Genomic DNA, 16,711 nt, shown 5'->3' on the forward strand with positions numbered 1-16,711 from the left:
CATCGATTCGCAAATTATTTAATGCTAAATTAGCTTTATCAATAAATAAAAATGTTATTCTATCGTTTTATGTCACGATTTGACCGTAAGATCAATAAATTGATATTATTTTTGTTTAAGAATAATATAACAGCATTAATCGCGTATTATAATACAAACTTATAAAGTTTGTATTGCTGGCTTGGTGGTCATAGCATGAGTGAAACACACGATCCCATCCCGAACTCGAACGTGAAACCTCATAGCGCTAATGGTACTATGTCATAAGTCATGGGAGAGTAAGTCACTGCCAAGCTTGCAATGCAAATTTTAATTATCTTGTTTTCTCTTATTGTATTCTATAACAATAATTAAATTATATGTTCAAGAATATATATCAACACAGTAACAGTACAGTAATAAGTATTTTAGTCACTTAAAAAGATTTTTAGCAACAATAAGATTTAAAATTGTGCTAAAGCATCTAATTTAATTGATTTCAGATAATGAATGTCTTAAATTATTATTTAATAAATAAGCTTCGCTATTCATTTCATTTAATCTTGATATAGTACGTTTGAATTCGTCTGCTCGTGCTAGACCCTGGTATATTTTATTTGGATTATCTTCTAAGCTCATAAATAAAAGTACTTTGTAGAAATAGGCATTATCAATAAAATTGATAAATCTAACGGCTGTATTTGTATCGTTAGCATCAATGGTATTAATGTTTTCCACTATAATAATGTTAAAATTTTGGCAAATATTAACATAATCTATATAGCTTAATTCTCTTATAAATAATTCATTATAATCTGTTACTAATATTCGTTTATATACTTTTTGGAAGGGTATTGACCTACCTAAAACCTGTATATTTTGAGCAACGAAATTATTATCACTAATTTTTATGATGATTTCTTTAAATTTGTTTTTATTTTCTAAAGTTAAAGGGTAAATTATCCTTGAGCATTTAGCTCCTAATGCTTTATTATCAAATCGATAATCATGCTGATTATCTAAATATTTTATGTAAAATGTATTATTGATGATCTTTATAAAAGGTAAAAAAGATTCTCTTTGTAATCCGTCTTTGTAAAGATTATTTGGAAGAGTGTTAGAGGTTATAAAAATAAAAATATTTTGCTTTATTAATTCATTAAATAATCTACTTATTATCATTGCATCAGTAATATCTTTAATTTCAAACTCATCTATACATAATACCTTAGTTTGTTTAGCATAGTTTTTAGCAATTTTAGGTATGATATCTTTTTGCTTTTCTGTTTGTAATTTATGCATAGATTTATGAATTGCATGTATAAAGTTCTGATAGTGCAGAATGGTTTTAGATATGTTTATTACTTCAAAAAAAGACTTCATTAGCAAAGTTTTACCGCTGCCCACTGGGCCGTATAAATAAATTCCATTTTTTAAATGATGTTTATTAAAGAATTGAAATAAACTGTTTGATTTATTAACTTCTTTTGCTAGTGTTTTTAATTCTTTTAATAAAGCAATTTGTTTTGAATTTAGTATGAATGAATTCAAGCATTTAATCATCCAAAAATATTTTTATCTAGTACTATTATAGTTTTGCTCTAAAATTGGTAGGTATAATTTAATATTTGTACACAAATTTGTTTTGCATTTTCTTATTTATAAAGATGAGATTGATACTACAATTATCTTCAATTTCAAGCAACATTTTTTATCATCAATAATACTAAATTGAGAAGCTTTACTTAACTTTTGTAGTAATAATGTTCATTATTTCATCACTAAGTATTTTAAAACAACAAAATAGTTTTATTATATATTCAAATTTGAGTAGTTTCACCTATATAATCTTTATCTACTTTAGATCACTCTATAACTTCATGCAAATGTTTTATAGCTTATCCTAGTATTTTAAAATATTTTTATTAGTACTTTCCCTTTTTTATAAAGAATTTTTAAAAATTATTGATTGTTTCAGTTCTTAATAATCATTAACTGTATTGAATTGGATACAATATATTTTTAAAAGTGTATCTGCATAAGATTTTATGTCTCAAATTTGATTTAAATGATTTTCATTTTCATTCATACCAAGAATTTGTAATATCAAAAGCTCTTTAATAATTATTACTCCCAGTACGTGTGATCAAAAAAGCAAAATTTCCCTAATATATAATTTGGCTAGATTGGTACCTTTCATACTTTCCTATACAAAAGCGTTGCATCGCCATAGCTAAAGAAACGCATTTTTTCTTTTATAGCATATTTATATAACGCATGCATTTCTTTAAATCCTGCAAAAGCACATATAAGAATAAATAAAGTAGATTTAGGAAAATGAAAATTGGTCAGCAGCATATCGACTATTTGAAAATTAAAACCCGGAGTTATAAAAATATCAGTTTCAAAATTACCTGCTTTTACAATACCGTTATTACAAGAACTCTCAAGTGTTCTAAGTGTTGTGGTACCGACTGCAATAATGTCTCTTCCTTTTTGTTTTGTTTTATTGATGATTTCAGCAGTTTCGGCAGTAATAGAACAATATTCTGTATGCATTTTATGCTTATGAATATTTTCAGTTTTTACAGGTAAAAAAGTGCCAGCTCCAACATGTAAAGTTACAAAAGCAGTATTTATACCTTTTGTCTTTAGTTTATCAAGTATATCCTTTGTAAAATGTAATCCTGCAGTTGGTGCTGCAACTGAACCTTCTATTTGACTATAGATTGTTTGATAGCGATCATTATCGTTTGTACTATCTATCATACTGTCAGTTGAACGGAAATTAACAGTATTACTATTGTGTGATATCGATGTGATCTTTAGTGTGTTGTCATGGTCACAGAACAATGCCATATTGGAACAACATACTGAACTTGTGCGTTTAATATAAAACGGTAGTGGCATCTCACCATATTTATCTAAGAATTTAATCATAGAAATATTATTAAGTATGAACTTGACTTTAATCTCACCCATTGCAAGTTTTTCGGTAATAATTATTTTGTGTGTATCAAAGTAAAATTCATCACCAATATTTAATTTACGTGCAGGTTTAGCAAAAGCACCCCAACAATTATCCGATAATTTTTTATTTAAGTTAATAGTTATATTTTTCCCTAAATGTAACTTTGCTTTAATAACTTTACTATTATTAAATACTAATAAATCACCTTCTTTTAAGTAATCTATTATATTGTAAAATTTAGTTTTAATATGCTTTGTACCGGCAATTAGTAAATCTGAGTTGTCACGCTCGCTAGATGGATATTGTGCAATAAGAGCATTTGGTACATTAAAGTCAAAATCAGATAGTTTCATTGTTTAAATATTACTTTTTAATTTCTAAAAAGTGATTATAATAGAATGTTAAGATATTTAATATAAGATTTTAGTTTATTTATTACTAATAATTCAACTATTATGTTTGATTAATAAATACTATTAATTGAATAACTAATGAAAGCTAGATAATTTGGTTATGTAAAGATATAACAGGACATTATTGGATTTGAAAATACAAGATATGACTTTTTAAGTAGTAATTCTTTTGAATCAGCAAACAATTTAATTAAAGGTACTATATGTATGAACATACTAATAACACTGCGTATATTTCTGCGTATATTTATCTCCAAGGTTACAATGATTTAGTTATATTGTAAAAGTTACATAAGAAATATTAATTTATAATGATTCCTCTTAAAGATTGAGGCCGGTATTATGTAATGTATGCATGAACAATGCAATAATGTTGACAAGATACTGTATAACGGTGAAAAAATAGTAAGGTAATGTTATCATTAACTTACACTATCAATCCTTTTATTTGAGAGTTCCATAACTTTTTATATAGTTTACTATTTTTTAATAATTCTGTGTGGCTACCATCATCAATTATGCTGCCTGCTTCAAAAACTAAAATTCTATCCATATTGAGTAAAGTAGATAATCTATGTGCAATTACTATCACAGTTTTATTTTTCATTAAATAATCCATTGAATCTTGAATCATGCTTTCAGTCTCACTATCTAAACTACTTGTTGCTTCATCAAGAATTAAAATAGGAGCATTTTTTAAGATGGCTCTTGCTATGATAATTCTTTGACGCTGACCGCCAGATAAATTATTTCCACGCTCTCCACACATAGTATCGTAACCATCTGGTAGATTATCGATAACATCGTGGATATGTGCTGCTTTAGCTGCTTCTATAATTTCATCAAGAGTAGCGTCTTTTTTTCCGTATCTGATGTTATCTAAAATGGTGCGATGAAAAAGAACTGGTTCTTGAGGTATTAGGCTAATTGCTTTTCTTAAAGAATCTTGAGTTACGTTTTTAATATTTTGATTATCTATTAAAATCATTCCGTCTTCTATATCATGCAATCTAGTGAGTAAACTAATAAAAGTAGTTTTCCCTGAACCTGAAAAGCCTACTAGCCCGACTTTTTGTTTACTAGGTATTAATACTGATTTATTATAAAATAGATTATTATTATTGTAATACTTAAATGTGACGTTTCTAAATTCAATAATCCCTGCTTCGATATGTAAGGGAGTAGCGTTTTCAATATCCGTTATAATATGTGGTGCCATTAAAGACAAACCCTGATTAAATGCTCCGATCTGCTCGAACATATCACCAATTTCCTGAGTTAAATCCCAAATATCATCTGCTACATTTATACATAATGTTAGCACTAACACACAATCACCTATGCTTATAGATAATTCACTACGAAGTCGTGACAAATAATAAATCATGATAAAAATCATTATTGAACACGACATGCCAAGAGAGTAACGTAATTTAAACATAAAGAATTGCATAGTTTGTTCATCGGCTACGGCATTTTCTACTCTTGTTTCTAAATGTTGACGTTCAAATTTATGTGCTGTAAACATCCTTACAGCATTAATATTGCTAATTGCATCTACAATACTGCCGGCAACAAAGGATTGGCTTCGAGCATAGTTTAATGAGTATTGATTCATTTTATCTGAGAAAAGAATACTAAGGCCTATAAAAACTGTAATCCATAAAATAAATATTGTAGCAAAAGCGTAATGTACTAAATATAAAGCAATTAATGCAAACACAATAATAGCAAGTTTACGTAGAAGTTTTTCACCGAATATAGAAATAATCATCTCAAATGACCTTGCAGTTTCGGTAATACGATTGCTAATATGTCCTGCTAGATTCTCCTGAAAGAATTTATGGCTATGATATTGTGTATAATTGTAAAGTTCATTTAGTATTTTCCCTTTTATTACTGGCATAGTTTTGAGATACAAATAATCATATGCACGATATGCTATATTAATACTCTCCCACCAAAGAGCATAAAATATTGCCCAGTAAATCATTGAAGACAATAAGTTATGAGCATTTTCATCACTAAAAGATTCAATTAGATCAATGATTTTTTGAAGTAATATACTATCCATTGCTGGAATAATGCCAAATAAAATACAAATTACAGTCAATAACGTAATTTTAATTTTATCAAATTTTAAAAAATAAATACCTAAGCTAAATGTAGATTTAGATAAAGCATGGTATTTGATCACGATAAGGTACCTCAATTCTTAAATATTAATTTGTGTTGTTGTTAGTTTATTAAATTTAATTATTTTGCAAAAATATACCTTTAAATATTAAATCTATTGAAAAATAATAAACAAGCCTTGCTTCTTACATTAAATAATGCTACAAAATTCAGAAAATAACTTCAAAATCATAAGAAATGCAAGAAAAAGAATTATCTAATAATTTTTTAGAAGAAAACAAGTCTAAGGAAGATAATTCTCCGTTCTCTGATATAAAATATATTTGTCAAGCAAGCTTATTAATTACAGATTCTATTAGAAAAGGGTATGATGTAACTCAATTTTCCAATGGTGATATTAATGTTAGAGAAATAAGAATAGTAAATGTTCATTATAATTGGAACTCCGAAAAAGGAAAATTTGTTAAAACTAATCAGATAGAATTTAATAATAACAAAGGTGTATAATTAAATCAAATACTGTCTTGATGTTATTGTGTGTCATTTTTTCAGGAAGCAAAAAATATAAAAATTTGCTTTTTATATATTTTTGTTAGGCATATAATTGTTTAATCATATTACAGTTATTTTTATGGATATCACCTATTCAGGATCAGGAACGATAGAATCATATGGAATTTGATCAAGTATTATTATCGAGGATTCAATTTGCTTTTACCATAAGTTTCCATATAATATTTCCTACTTTTACTATAGGACTTGCAAGCTTTTTAGCAGTAATTGAAGGGTTGTGGTTAAAAACAAAAAATCCAGTTTATCAAGAAATATACAAATTTTGGGTAAAGATTTTTGCCGTTACTTTTGGTATGGGAGTAGTTTCTGGTGTTGTAATGTCTTACCAGTTCGGTACTAATTGGTCGAATTTTTCAGATAAGGTTGGAAATGTTATAGGTCCGCTTCTAGGTTTTGAAGTATTTACTGCTTTTTTTCTTGAATCTTCTTTTCTAGGCATAATGTTATTCGGGTTTAATAAAGTCACTAAAAAAGTACATTTTATTTCTACGTTAATTGTTGCAATTGGTACCATAATCTCAGCTTTTTGGATCCTTGCTGCTAATAGTTGGATGCATACACCTGCTGGTTTTGAACTGCGAGGTGAAGGATTCTTTTATCCTTTAAATTGGTTAGCAATTATCTTTAATCCATCTTTTCCTTATCGCTTTTTGCATATGGTTACTGCATCTTATTTAACTACTTCTTTTGTGATCGGTGGTGTAGCTAGCTTTTATTTACTCAATAATCGTTGTAAACAGCATGCTAAAATTATGCTTTTTATGGCTGTGTTAATGGCGTTAATTGTTTCACCTATTCAAATATTTATCGGTGATCTACATGGTTTAAATACTCTTAAATATCAGCCTGTCAAAGTCTCAGCTATCGAAGGTATTTGGAATACAAAAAAAGGAGCATCATTTAATCTTATAGGCTTGCCTGATAAAGAAGAAGAAACAACAAAATATGCTATAGAAATACCTTATGCGAGTAGTTTAATCTTAACGCATAGTTTAGACGGTGAAGTGAAAGGCTTAAAAGAATGGACAAAAGAAGAACGTCCGCCGGTTGCAGTAGTATTTTTTAGCTTTCGTATTATGCTAGGAATTGGTTGCTTAATGGTATTTACAGGTATTGCTGGTTTATATCTTTACTTAAACAAGAGATTATATACTACGCATTGGTTTCAATATTTGTATATATTAATGTCCCCTTTAGGTTTTATTGCAGTACTTGCAGGTTGGTTAGTAACTGAAGTAGGCAGACAACCTTATATAGTATATAATATTTTAAAAACCGCGGATACGGTGTCACCATTACTCGGTAAATATGTATTGATTTCTCTAATTTCTTTTGTAGTAGTGTATTTGATTATTTTTGGAGCTGGTATATATTATATTATACATTTAATAAAGAAAGGTATAGAATCGATAGATAATAACGAAACTTACGTGGAACATTAGTTAAGTAATCGTTTGTGATTTGTATCACACAGAAACTTGCTTGCTGTATATACTAAACATATCACTCAAAAGATATTTTATGCAAATTGCATTATGACAATGTAGATAATTTATAACAATGTAGGCAGTTTATGTTAAATTTTGGACATTATATAGATTTACCACTTGTTTGTGGTGGACTTATAGCTACCGCTATTTGTTTATATGTTTTACTAGATGGTTTTGATTTAGGTGTAGGAATCTTATTTCCGTTTGCACCTACCGATGATTGTCGTCATAAAATGATTAATTCTATAGCACCTTTTTGGGATGGTAATGAAACTTGGTTAGTACTTGGAGGTGGTGGTTTATTTGCAGCTTTTCCTTTAGCCTATTCGATATTAATGTCTGCCTTATATATCCCTATCATATTAATGTTACTTGGGTTAATATTTCGTGGCGTAGCTTTTGAGTTTCGTTTTAAGGCTCATATAGGTCATCGTTATATTTGGGATTATGCTTTTCATTTTGGTTCTATGCTTGCTGTTTTTTGTCAAGGGTTAATGCTTGGTGCATTTGTCCAAGGAATAGTGATAGATGGGCGGCAATTTGCAGGTGGAAGTTTTGATTTTCTTACTTCATTTTCTGTTATGACAGGGATAGCATTAATATTTTGTTATGCACTCTTGGGTGCTACTTGGCTTATTCTAAAAACAGAAAAGAAAACACAAGATTGGGCTTATAAATCTGCTTTATACATTTTATTTTATGTTGCCCTTTTTATTGGGCTTGTTAGTTTATGTACACCTTTCTTAAATAATTACATAAATCATCGTTGGTTTAATATTCCTAATATTTACTATTTATCGATTATACTTATTGTAATTGTTTTAATATTTATCAAGTTAATCAAGGCTATTAAACAGAAAAAAGAAGTAACACCGTTTGTTTATACAATCTTATTATTTTTATTAGGATATTTAGTGCTTGCAATAAGTATATGGCCATATATCGTTCCACATAAAATTACGCTTGAAAACGCAGCAGCAGCACCTGAGTCACAGTCTTTACTATTGATAGGGGCTGTAATCTTTCTACCTATAATACTTGGATATACATTCTATTGTTATTATATATTCCGTGGCAAATCATCTCCTCAACCTCTGTATTAGGTTCTGTGAAAATTTCTAAAAAATTTAAAAAAATAACTGCTTGTCTAAAAGTGTGGCAATGGTTTATTATTCTATGGCTGAGTGGATTATTATCTACGCTACTTTTAACTTATATAGTTAAACTAGTGTTTAGAATGATATTTTAAAGCAGTAAAATTTGCACATAAAAGCAAGCAGCAGGACGACTTCGGAAGTGTGACATGAGATTATGTAACACAAGAGTTTTTAATTTTTTCTTGCAATTGCAATATATAAATATATGAAAAAAATCTCAACATTTATTATTACCAAAAATGAAGAAGCAAGGATAGCAAGAGCTATAAATAGTGTAAAAAATATTACTGATGAAGTGATAGTAGTAGATAATGAAAGTACTGATGATACAGTGCATATAGCTAAAACATTAGGCGCTAAGGTAATAGTAAAGCCTTGGCTTGGTTATGTAGGGCAGAAATCTTTTGCCGAAAGTATGTGTGTAAATGATTGGGTTCTAAATATTGATGCTGATGAAGAGTTGTCTCAAGAGTTACAAGATGAAATAGAGTATATTTTTGCTTCTCATAATCAAGATCGTTATTTAGCTTATCAAATCAAGCTATTAATAATGTATCGTGGTGATCAAAAATCACGCATGTTTGCTCCATTGAATAAATGTATTAGATTATATAATAAAAAATTTGCCAGTTTTGCAAATACGATCAATAGTACTACTCATGATTCCGTGGTATTTAATAAAGATGTTGATTTTATAGGCAAAATTTATCTATTAAATGGCATTGCTTATCATTATTCTGGTACCTCAATTGAGCAGTTAGTAAATAAAGCCAATTTTTATTCTAGTGAGCAAGCAAAAGATTTAGTAAAACAAGGAAAAAAGTTTTCAAATTTCCGTTTGGCAACTGAGATGATATGGTGGTTTTTAAAAGCTTTTTTTATTAGACGCTATTTTGTATTTGGTTTTGATGGTTTTGTAGATTCAATAATTTTTGCTTTTGCAAGATTTTTAAGGCTTGCTAAGTTAAGAGAGTTATCGCTTAAATCACGCAATGTTATTGCGAGCGATAATTATATTAATTATTGCATGGATATTAAGTCGTTATTGCAAAAAAAGAAGAGAAGTCGCTATCCAAAAAAATAATTTGTAAATTCTTATTTACATAATTTTTTACTAGATTGCTTCGTCGAATTACTAGATAATTGCTATCGCAATGTCGGAAAACTGATCTACGCCTTTCATTTTTCTGAAAAATGATTATTTAGAAAATAAAAATAAATTATGAAAGAAAATTTTAATATTAGTAAATTAAAAAACGGTTTGACAATTTTAACATATAATATGCCTTATGTTCATTCGGTTGCAATAAATTTAATTGCTAAAGTTGGAGCACGTTATGAGAATGAAGAAGAGGAAGGCATATCTCACTTCCTTGAACATATGGCTTTTAAAGGCACAAAAACTAGGACAGCACAACAGATAGCAGAAGAGTTTGATTCTATAGGAGGATATTTTAATGCATATACTGGTTATGAGAATACAGTATATTATGTACGAGTTTTGTCTGAAAATTGTCATAAAGCACTTAATATACTTGCTGATATAATTCAAAATTCTATTTTTGCTGATGAAGAAATATCTAAGGAATATCAGATAATCATGCAAGAAATTGCACATCATCATGATAATCCTGATGACCTAATATATGAAACATTTTATAATACAGTTTATAAAGATCAACCGTTAGGTAAGTCAATTTTAGGTACAGCTAAAACTCTTGTTAAGTTCACGCAAGAACATTTTCTTAATTTTATCGGTAAACATTATAATGCTGAAAATCTTTATTTATCAATTGCCGGTAATATTGAACATAATAAAATAGTAATTATAGCAGAAGAATTATTTGCTTCTTTGAAGCAAGGAGTAACAAGTAGCTTTATTCCAGCAAAATACATAGGTGGAAAGGGGTTTATTCATAAGGAGTTAGAGCAAACTAGTTTAGTACTAGGGTTTGAGTGTACATCATATATTAATTTAGAAAAGCTTTATCAAACCTATCTACTTTCTATAATATTTGGTGGTGGTGTGTCATCACGTTTATTCCAAAGTATTCGTGAGAAATTAGGTTTAGCATATGTAGTAGGTAGTTATAATAGTGCTTATTTTGATAGTGGAGTGTTTACAATTTATGCATCTACTGCACATGAAAAATTAGAATTATTATATAGCGAGATTAAAAACGAAATAATAAAAATAACTGAAACAGTAAGTACAGAAGAGCTTATGAGAGCTAAAATACAACTTCGTAGTAATTTACAAATGGCTCAAGAGCAAAATTCCTATAAGTCAGAAGAAATAGGTAAAAATTATTCTGTTTTCGGTAAATATATTCTTCCTGAAGAGATTATAGAAATTATTACGAATATAAAAGCCGATGACATTATTAATACGGCAAATAAAATATTTAGTGGTACTACTGCGTTGGCAATTATCGGTCCGAATGATCTTAATGGATTTTAATTTCATTTCTAGTTTTTTGTTACATCGCTTAATCATAGGATCTTGGTTTTCAGACTGTATCTTGAGATCTAGTGGTCAAGTGCACTACATAGGATGCTTAAATGAATTTTGAGACAAATAAATGAAAAAAAAATTATATGAAGGTTCAAGTAAAATTTTATATTCTGCTGAAGAAGATTTTTTACTTATTATGGCTTTTTCCGATAAAGCTGTATTAGAAACCGGTGAGACTGTTGATATATCAGGTAAAGGAGTACTTAATAATAGTATTTCTTCTTTTTTAATGGGTAAACTTGAAATGATTGGAATTGAAAATCATCTGATCGAAAAAATAAATATGAGGGAGCAATTAATTCAATATGTTGAGGTTTTTCCAATACAAGTAATCATATCATCGGTAGCATGTGGTAGATTTGTAAAAGAGTTTGGAATGGATGAAGGATATGTATTTGATAAACCTATTATTGATTTTAAGGTCCGAAGCCGTGAATTTAACTACCCAATAGTTAATGAGTATCAAATATTCAATTTTGGGTGGTTAACTATGGATGAAATTAGAACAGTACAAGCTCAGACTTTACGTATATATGATTTTTTAAGCGGCTTATTTATTGGTATTGGGATTCGTCTTGTTGAGTGTAAATTAGAATTTGGGCGTGTTTTTAATGGTGAAGAATCTATCATTATGTTAACTGATGAAATTAGTCCTGATAATTGTAGATTATGGCATATTAACAGTAATGAAAAATTAGGGTTTGAATTGATTGAAAACGAGCCTAATAAAGCTTTTGAATCATATCAGTTAATCGCTAATCGTTTAAAAGAAAAATGATGATGTTTTAAAATGGTATATGTTATTGTGGACTTAAAAAACGTATGTGAATGGTTTGATCACGGTATTCAGAATTCCATAAGAACTGGACTCATTATAGTTAAGCAATGTGCTAGCGTCTAAAAGTGTATTTAAGTAATAACAACATTTTAGTTTTTAATCAAAATACGATTTTATCGTAATCTTTATATCTTTGATTTTAGTAGTGTTGGGGTATACTACTTATCAAAAAAATAAAAGTGAAGAGAATATTCGCTCTATTCTTGATTAGTACATGGAATATATAACTTACAATAAATAACTATAGCTTTAGTGTTACTTTAAATATAATAAAACCTATCACCTCTCAGATTTTTATTTTAATGAAATAGTTATGACCAATGTATCATGTTAAGTATTACAAAAATTGAGTCTTACGGCAATAATATAGAAATTAATACTGAGTCAGATATATTTTTTACTCACATTGTCATCATACACCAATCTGGTTTAAGAACTTTATTTAATACAGAACATGATTCTTGGAAGCTTGTTTGATAATAAATCTACTCTTTATAGTTGTTTAGATACAGAAAAATTAGCAGAGATTTATATTAGTAATGCTGTAATTACTAAATACTACAACATCGGATAAGCTTAATTTGTTAATTTTGGATGTATGCAATTTCTTTTGTTTCTTGAAACGTTACAGAAGGAATTTATATGATAAAATTTGAATTTTTTGTGGATAAAATAGCTAATAACTTTGATACTGTTGCTTTTGATTATGGTTTGACACAGTAGATATATTAAATTTACTTATTTCTTACAGTTCTAAATTAAAACTAAAATATAGTAATGAGTTAGTACATATTGGGATACCTAATTTAGAAAGTGTAATAAAATTTCAGATCCGAGTACGGTTAAAGAATTTTGTGAATTATATTGATAATTCTACCTGTGCTTAAAAGATAGAAGATTTGTATAATATTTGTTTTCAATCTAAAAAAACAATCTTTAGTCATAAAAAATACGATTTTCATTTTCAAGTAATAAAAGCTTTTAGTAAAAATTCTGAATTAAAAGGTGGTAATTCTTTAGTAATTGATGTAAAAACTAAAGTTAATGTACTAAACTTTAATTATCAAGTTATGGATCAGATTTTTAGTGATACAAGAGTATTAAAATTTATGAATGCCATAACTCAAATACACTAACAAAGAAAATAACTTGTTGGTAAATAACAGTTAAAAATATTCCAAATATTAATATTTTTAGTTGTATTCTGTGTGACGTGGATAGGTCACGGTAGATAAAACATAAAGAAATTAGAATAAAAATGATTAATATATCTTTTCCTGACGGTAGTGTAAAACAATTTGCACAAAATATTACCGCTTTTGAAATAGCAAATGCAATTTCAATGTCACTTGCTAAGGCAGCAATGGTTGTTGAAATAAACGGTGAATTTAAAGATTTAAGTACTGTAATTGAGCATGATTGTAAGCTTCGTATTTTAACTGCGAAAGATTATGAATGTCTTGAGATAATAAGGCACGATGCAGCACATTTAACAGCAGCAGCAGTAAAAGAACTTTTCCCTGAAACTCAGGTAGCGATTGGTCCTGCAATTGAAAATGGTTATTATTATGATTTTGCTCGTGATAAACCTTTTTCGCGAGATGATTTAGCTACTATAGAAGCTAAAATGCAAGAACTTGTAAAAAAGAATGAGAAAATAACACGAGAATTATGGGATAGGGATAAAGCTATAGAGTTTTTTTTATCTATAGGAGAGCATTATAAAGCCAAAATTATTGCTTCAATCCCGGCAGGTGAACAAATTACTTTATACAGACAAGGTAATTTTATTGATTTGTGTCGAGGGCCTCATGCTCCTTCTACAGGGTTTGTTAAGTATTTTAAACTGATGAAAGTTGCAGGAGCTTATTGGCGAGGCAATAGTCGTAATGAAATGTTACAGCGTATATATGGTACAGCATGGGCTACTAAAGAACAGCTTGATAATTACCTTTTTATGCTTGAAGAAGCAGAAAAACGCGATCATAGGAAGATAGGGAAAGAACTTGACTTATTCCATTTTCAAGAGGAAGCACAAGGTATGGTATTTTGGCATGATAAAGGCTGGAGTATATATAATACCATTGAGCAATATATAAGAAAAAAAAATCGTAAAAATGGATATATTGAAGTTAAAACTCCCGTTTTAGTTGACAAAAGCCTTTGGGAAGCTTCAGGACATTGGGCAAAGTTTCGTTGTGATATGTTCACATTAGAAACAGATGATAAGATATTAGCTTTAAAGCCTATGAACTGTCCTTGTCATGTTCAGATTTTCAAGCAAGGTATTAAGAGTTATCGTGATTTACCTTTGCGTATGTCAGAGTTTGGGTTATGTCATCGTAATGAAGCGTCTGGTGCATTGCACGGTTTAATGAGGGTGCGTAGTTTAGTACAAGATGATGCTCATATATTTTGTGCTGAGGAGCAAATTACAGATGAAACAGTACGTTTCTGTAAGTTACTGACAGAGGTTTATAAGGATTTTGGGTTTACTGATATCAAGGTAAAATTTTCCGATCGTCCTGAAATTCGTGCAGGTAATGATGAAGTGTGGGATAAGGCTGAGCATGCTTTGAAAACAGCGGTAGAAAAAGTAGGGTTTATTTATACGCTAAACCCAGGTGATGGTGCATTTTATGGCCCGAAGCTTGAGTTTGTATTAACAGATGCGATAGGGCGGCAATGGCAATGTGGTACACTGCAGATGGATTTTGTATTACCGGAGCGGTTAGATGCTAATTATATTGCTGCAAGTGGTGAGAAAAAAAGACCTGTAATGTTACATAGGGCAATCCTTGGTTCACTTGAGCGTTTTATTGGTATCTTGATCGAAGAATATGCAGGTAAGTTCCCTATTTGGCTTGCACCAGTACAAGTTGCCATTGCAACCATTACTAATGATTTAAACGATTACGCTTTAGAAGTACAAAAAACCTTAATTGATAACAATATAAGAACGGATATTAATATTTCTCCTGATAAGATTAACTATAAGATTCGAGAGTTTTCTAATCAAAAGATACCGATGATTGCTGTAATTGGTAAGAAAGAACAAGCAAATAAACAAGTAACGATAAGAAAATTTGGTACTACTGGACAGGAAATATTATCGATAGAACAGTTAATAGCTATGATTAAAAAAGAGAATAGTAATTATTTGTAATGTATATAGCATTTTTCATTGTTAAAAATAATTATTTGAGATATTTCAATGCTTTGTTCTCATACCAGCATGGTATTATTGTTCGTAGATCAGTAAAATATATTATGTCATACTGTGTCATATAGTTAAGTAATGCAATGACAGCTTAGCAAATACGAAATAGTTTTTTTATAAACTTATGAAAATCAAAACTAATCCTATATATCATTATTCTGTAAAGCTTTTGTTTGATTCATTTACTTAAAAATAAACAGATTATCTTCGTTCAAAGTTATAAACCTATAATTATAGTGTGTAATTAGTACAAGCGATATTTGATGTATGATTACATATTCATAATTTTTCAAAGCAATATAATATCTTTTGTTAAAATATGTAATCACTATTTTAATTTAGCGTATAATTTTTCAAAAAATAATCTTTCTGGATCTATAACTACGAATGGTTCTATAATATAGGCAATAATTATTAGCACCTATGGATTGAGTATCAATAACTCAACCGTTGTTAATTATACTTACTAGTATTGCAATCATGGTTTGTTTCTTTTATGTTTATTTATTTATGACTTGCATTATATTTGTTAATAAGTTTGCTAAAATTGAGAAGGGAGTCTTCGTATAATTTATTTGATATTAGTTGCTGATTGTATGTCAAATAATCTTGACTATTGCTACAACAAACGATAATATATCATTATTATCTCAATGTGGTTAATCCTTAAACATCAGATATTCACCTCAGTATACTTTTGGAGTATATCTCAGCTGTATATTTTATGTGTCTGAATTAGCATTGATGAGAGTTTATTATGTCTTATAGACAATTTCTTATATCTTACAATGGAGATCTTCAATATTTTTAGAAGATGTGTCTCGTGCTTTGCAATTATGTTAATCATGTAATATTATATATATAAGTAGATTATAGTGAAATTAGAAATTTCTAAAGGCAAATATTACTGTTTTATTCTTATAAATTTAATTACCTTTTTGTTAAAAAATTTTAAAATTGGAATAGTTATCATCGATAACTGAAACATTGATTATACTCACTCTGAGAGAGGATATAATAATTAATGCTTAAGATATTATGTTTTGTCATCGACCAGTATATTATAATATGTATTCTGCAACAGCAAATTCTTTAGCAAATTGAATAGCAAATTCAGATATAAGTATTCATGAATTTATCGCAAATATAACACACATTATTGTGATAAGTTGAATGTATAGACAATGCATAGCAATTTCTTGTGTTTAAAAGGTTCTAGTCTTGGTTTTAGTTAAAGTAACTTCGTATTGATAGTTACAAAAAGAATGAAGTACATATTAAGAGTATAATATAAGATGGTACTTTTCATGAACTGTTATATAAGGAAAATGGTGAATGTAAGATTCGGTACGAACATCAAGTTCATTGTTTTATTTAGATGTATTATTGAATATATATGGTTTTTTTAAAAACACAGCG

General features: G+C 28.7%; 10 protein-coding genes, 1 rRNA gene and 1 pseudogene. 9 read left to right on the top strand and 3 right to left on the bottom strand.

Going from position 1 to position 16,711, the window contains the following annotated elements; translation table 11 throughout:
• Window positions 1-180 precede the first annotated feature (180 nt).
• A 5S ribosomal RNA gene (rrf, locus tag RT_RS01005) occupies window positions 181-295 on the top strand.
• A 173-nt stretch (window positions 296-468) separates the two neighbouring features.
• Here the strand turns inward: rrf and zapE are convergent.
• From zapE to RT_RS01020, 3 genes are all read right to left on the bottom strand, one after another.
• Window positions 469-1,542 (bottom strand): cell division protein ZapE, encoded by a 1,074-nt coding sequence (zapE, locus tag RT_RS01010; protein ID WP_011190671.1) that lies wholly within the window; start codon window positions 1,540-1,542, stop codon window positions 469-471.
• A gap of 633 nt (window positions 1,543-2,175) precedes the next feature.
• Window positions 2,176-3,303 (bottom strand): tRNA preQ1(34) S-adenosylmethionine ribosyltransferase-isomerase QueA, encoded by a 1,128-nt coding sequence (gene queA / locus RT_RS01015; RefSeq protein WP_011190672.1) that lies wholly within the window; start codon window positions 3,301-3,303, stop codon window positions 2,176-2,178.
• A 487-nt stretch (window positions 3,304-3,790) separates the two neighbouring features.
• Complete coding sequence (locus tag RT_RS01020) at window positions 3,791-5,560, bottom strand: ABC transporter ATP-binding protein (RefSeq protein WP_011190673.1); 1,770 nt, start codon at window positions 5,558-5,560, stop codon at window positions 3,791-3,793.
• Window positions 5,561-5,736: 176 nt separating this feature from the next.
• Between RT_RS01020 and RT_RS01025 the strand changes: the two genes are divergently transcribed.
• The 8 genes and pseudogenes from RT_RS01025 to thrS all read left to right on the top strand — a co-directional run bounded on the left by RT_RS01025 (window position 5,737) and on the right by thrS (window position 15,238).
• Entirely contained in the window at window positions 5,737-6,006 is a 270-nt protein-coding gene (locus RT_RS01025; RefSeq protein WP_011190674.1) for a DUF2671 domain-containing protein, read from the top strand.
• A 164-nt stretch (window positions 6,007-6,170) separates the two neighbouring features.
• Window positions 6,171-7,514, top strand: a complete 1,344-nt coding sequence (locus tag RT_RS01030) for a cytochrome ubiquinol oxidase subunit I (protein ID WP_011190675.1) — start codon at window positions 6,171-6,173, stop codon at window positions 7,512-7,514.
• Between the two features lie 131 nt (window positions 7,515-7,645).
• Window positions 7,646-8,665, top strand: a complete 1,020-nt coding sequence (gene cydB / locus RT_RS01035) for a cytochrome d ubiquinol oxidase subunit II (RefSeq protein WP_011190676.1) — start codon at window positions 7,646-7,648, stop codon at window positions 8,663-8,665.
• Window positions 8,666-8,924: 259 nt separating this feature from the next.
• Window positions 8,925-9,803 carry a glycosyltransferase family 2 protein gene (locus RT_RS01040; RefSeq protein WP_011190677.1) on the top strand — a complete coding sequence of 293 codons (879 nt, stop codon included), beginning with the start codon at window positions 8,925-8,927 and terminating at the stop codon, window positions 9,801-9,803.
• Between the two features lie 138 nt (window positions 9,804-9,941).
• On the top strand, window positions 9,942-11,180 hold the full coding sequence (locus RT_RS01045; RefSeq protein WP_011190678.1) for a M16 family metallopeptidase: 1,239 nt from the start codon (window positions 9,942-9,944) through the stop codon (window positions 11,178-11,180).
• A 121-nt stretch (window positions 11,181-11,301) separates the two neighbouring features.
• Window positions 11,302-12,012 (top strand): phosphoribosylaminoimidazolesuccinocarboxamide synthase, encoded by a 711-nt coding sequence (locus RT_RS01050; protein WP_011190679.1) that lies wholly within the window; start codon window positions 11,302-11,304, stop codon window positions 12,010-12,012.
• A gap of 175 nt (window positions 12,013-12,187) precedes the next feature.
• Window positions 12,188-12,869: pseudogene (locus tag RT_RS04545) on the top strand (phosphoribosylaminoimidazolesuccinocarboxamide synthase); the annotation flags it as partial.
• Between the two features lie 461 nt (window positions 12,870-13,330).
• On the top strand, window positions 13,331-15,238 hold the full coding sequence (gene thrS, locus RT_RS01060; RefSeq protein WP_011190680.1) for a threonine--tRNA ligase: 1,908 nt from the start codon (window positions 13,331-13,333) through the stop codon (window positions 15,236-15,238).
• Window positions 15,239-16,711: the final 1,473 nt, after the last annotated feature.

It is taken from the genome of Rickettsia typhi str. Wilmington (assembly GCF_000008045.1).
Classification (GTDB): domain Bacteria; phylum Pseudomonadota; class Alphaproteobacteria; order Rickettsiales; family Rickettsiaceae; genus Rickettsia; species Rickettsia typhi.

Excerpts from the sequence above, each read along its gene's own strand:
- RT_RS01050 (WP_011190679.1), top strand. The coding sequence starts at position 11,302 with ATGAAAAAAAAATTATATGAAGGTTCAAGTAAAATTTTATATTCTGCT.
- RT_RS01045 (WP_011190678.1), top strand. The coding sequence starts at position 9,942 with ATGAAAGAAAATTTTAATATTAGTAAATTAAAAAACGGTTTGACAATT.
- RT_RS01040 (WP_011190677.1), top strand. The coding sequence starts at position 8,925 with ATGAAAAAAATCTCAACATTTATTATTACCAAAAATGAAGAAGCAAGG.
- thrS (WP_011190680.1), top strand. The coding sequence starts at position 13,331 with ATGATTAATATATCTTTTCCTGACGGTAGTGTAAAACAATTTGCACAA.
- RT_RS01025 (WP_011190674.1), top strand. The coding sequence starts at position 5,737 with ATGCAAGAAAAAGAATTATCTAATAATTTTTTAGAAGAAAACAAGTCT.
- RT_RS01030 (WP_011190675.1), top strand. The coding sequence starts at position 6,171 with ATGGAATTTGATCAAGTATTATTATCGAGGATTCAATTTGCTTTTACC.
- queA (WP_011190672.1), bottom strand. The coding sequence starts at position 3,303 with ATGAAACTATCTGATTTTGACTTTAATGTACCAAATGCTCTTATTGCA.
- cydB (WP_011190676.1), top strand. The coding sequence starts at position 7,646 with ATGTTAAATTTTGGACATTATATAGATTTACCACTTGTTTGTGGTGGA.
- zapE (WP_011190671.1), bottom strand. The coding sequence starts at position 1,542 with ATGATTAAATGCTTGAATTCATTCATACTAAATTCAAAACAAATTGCT.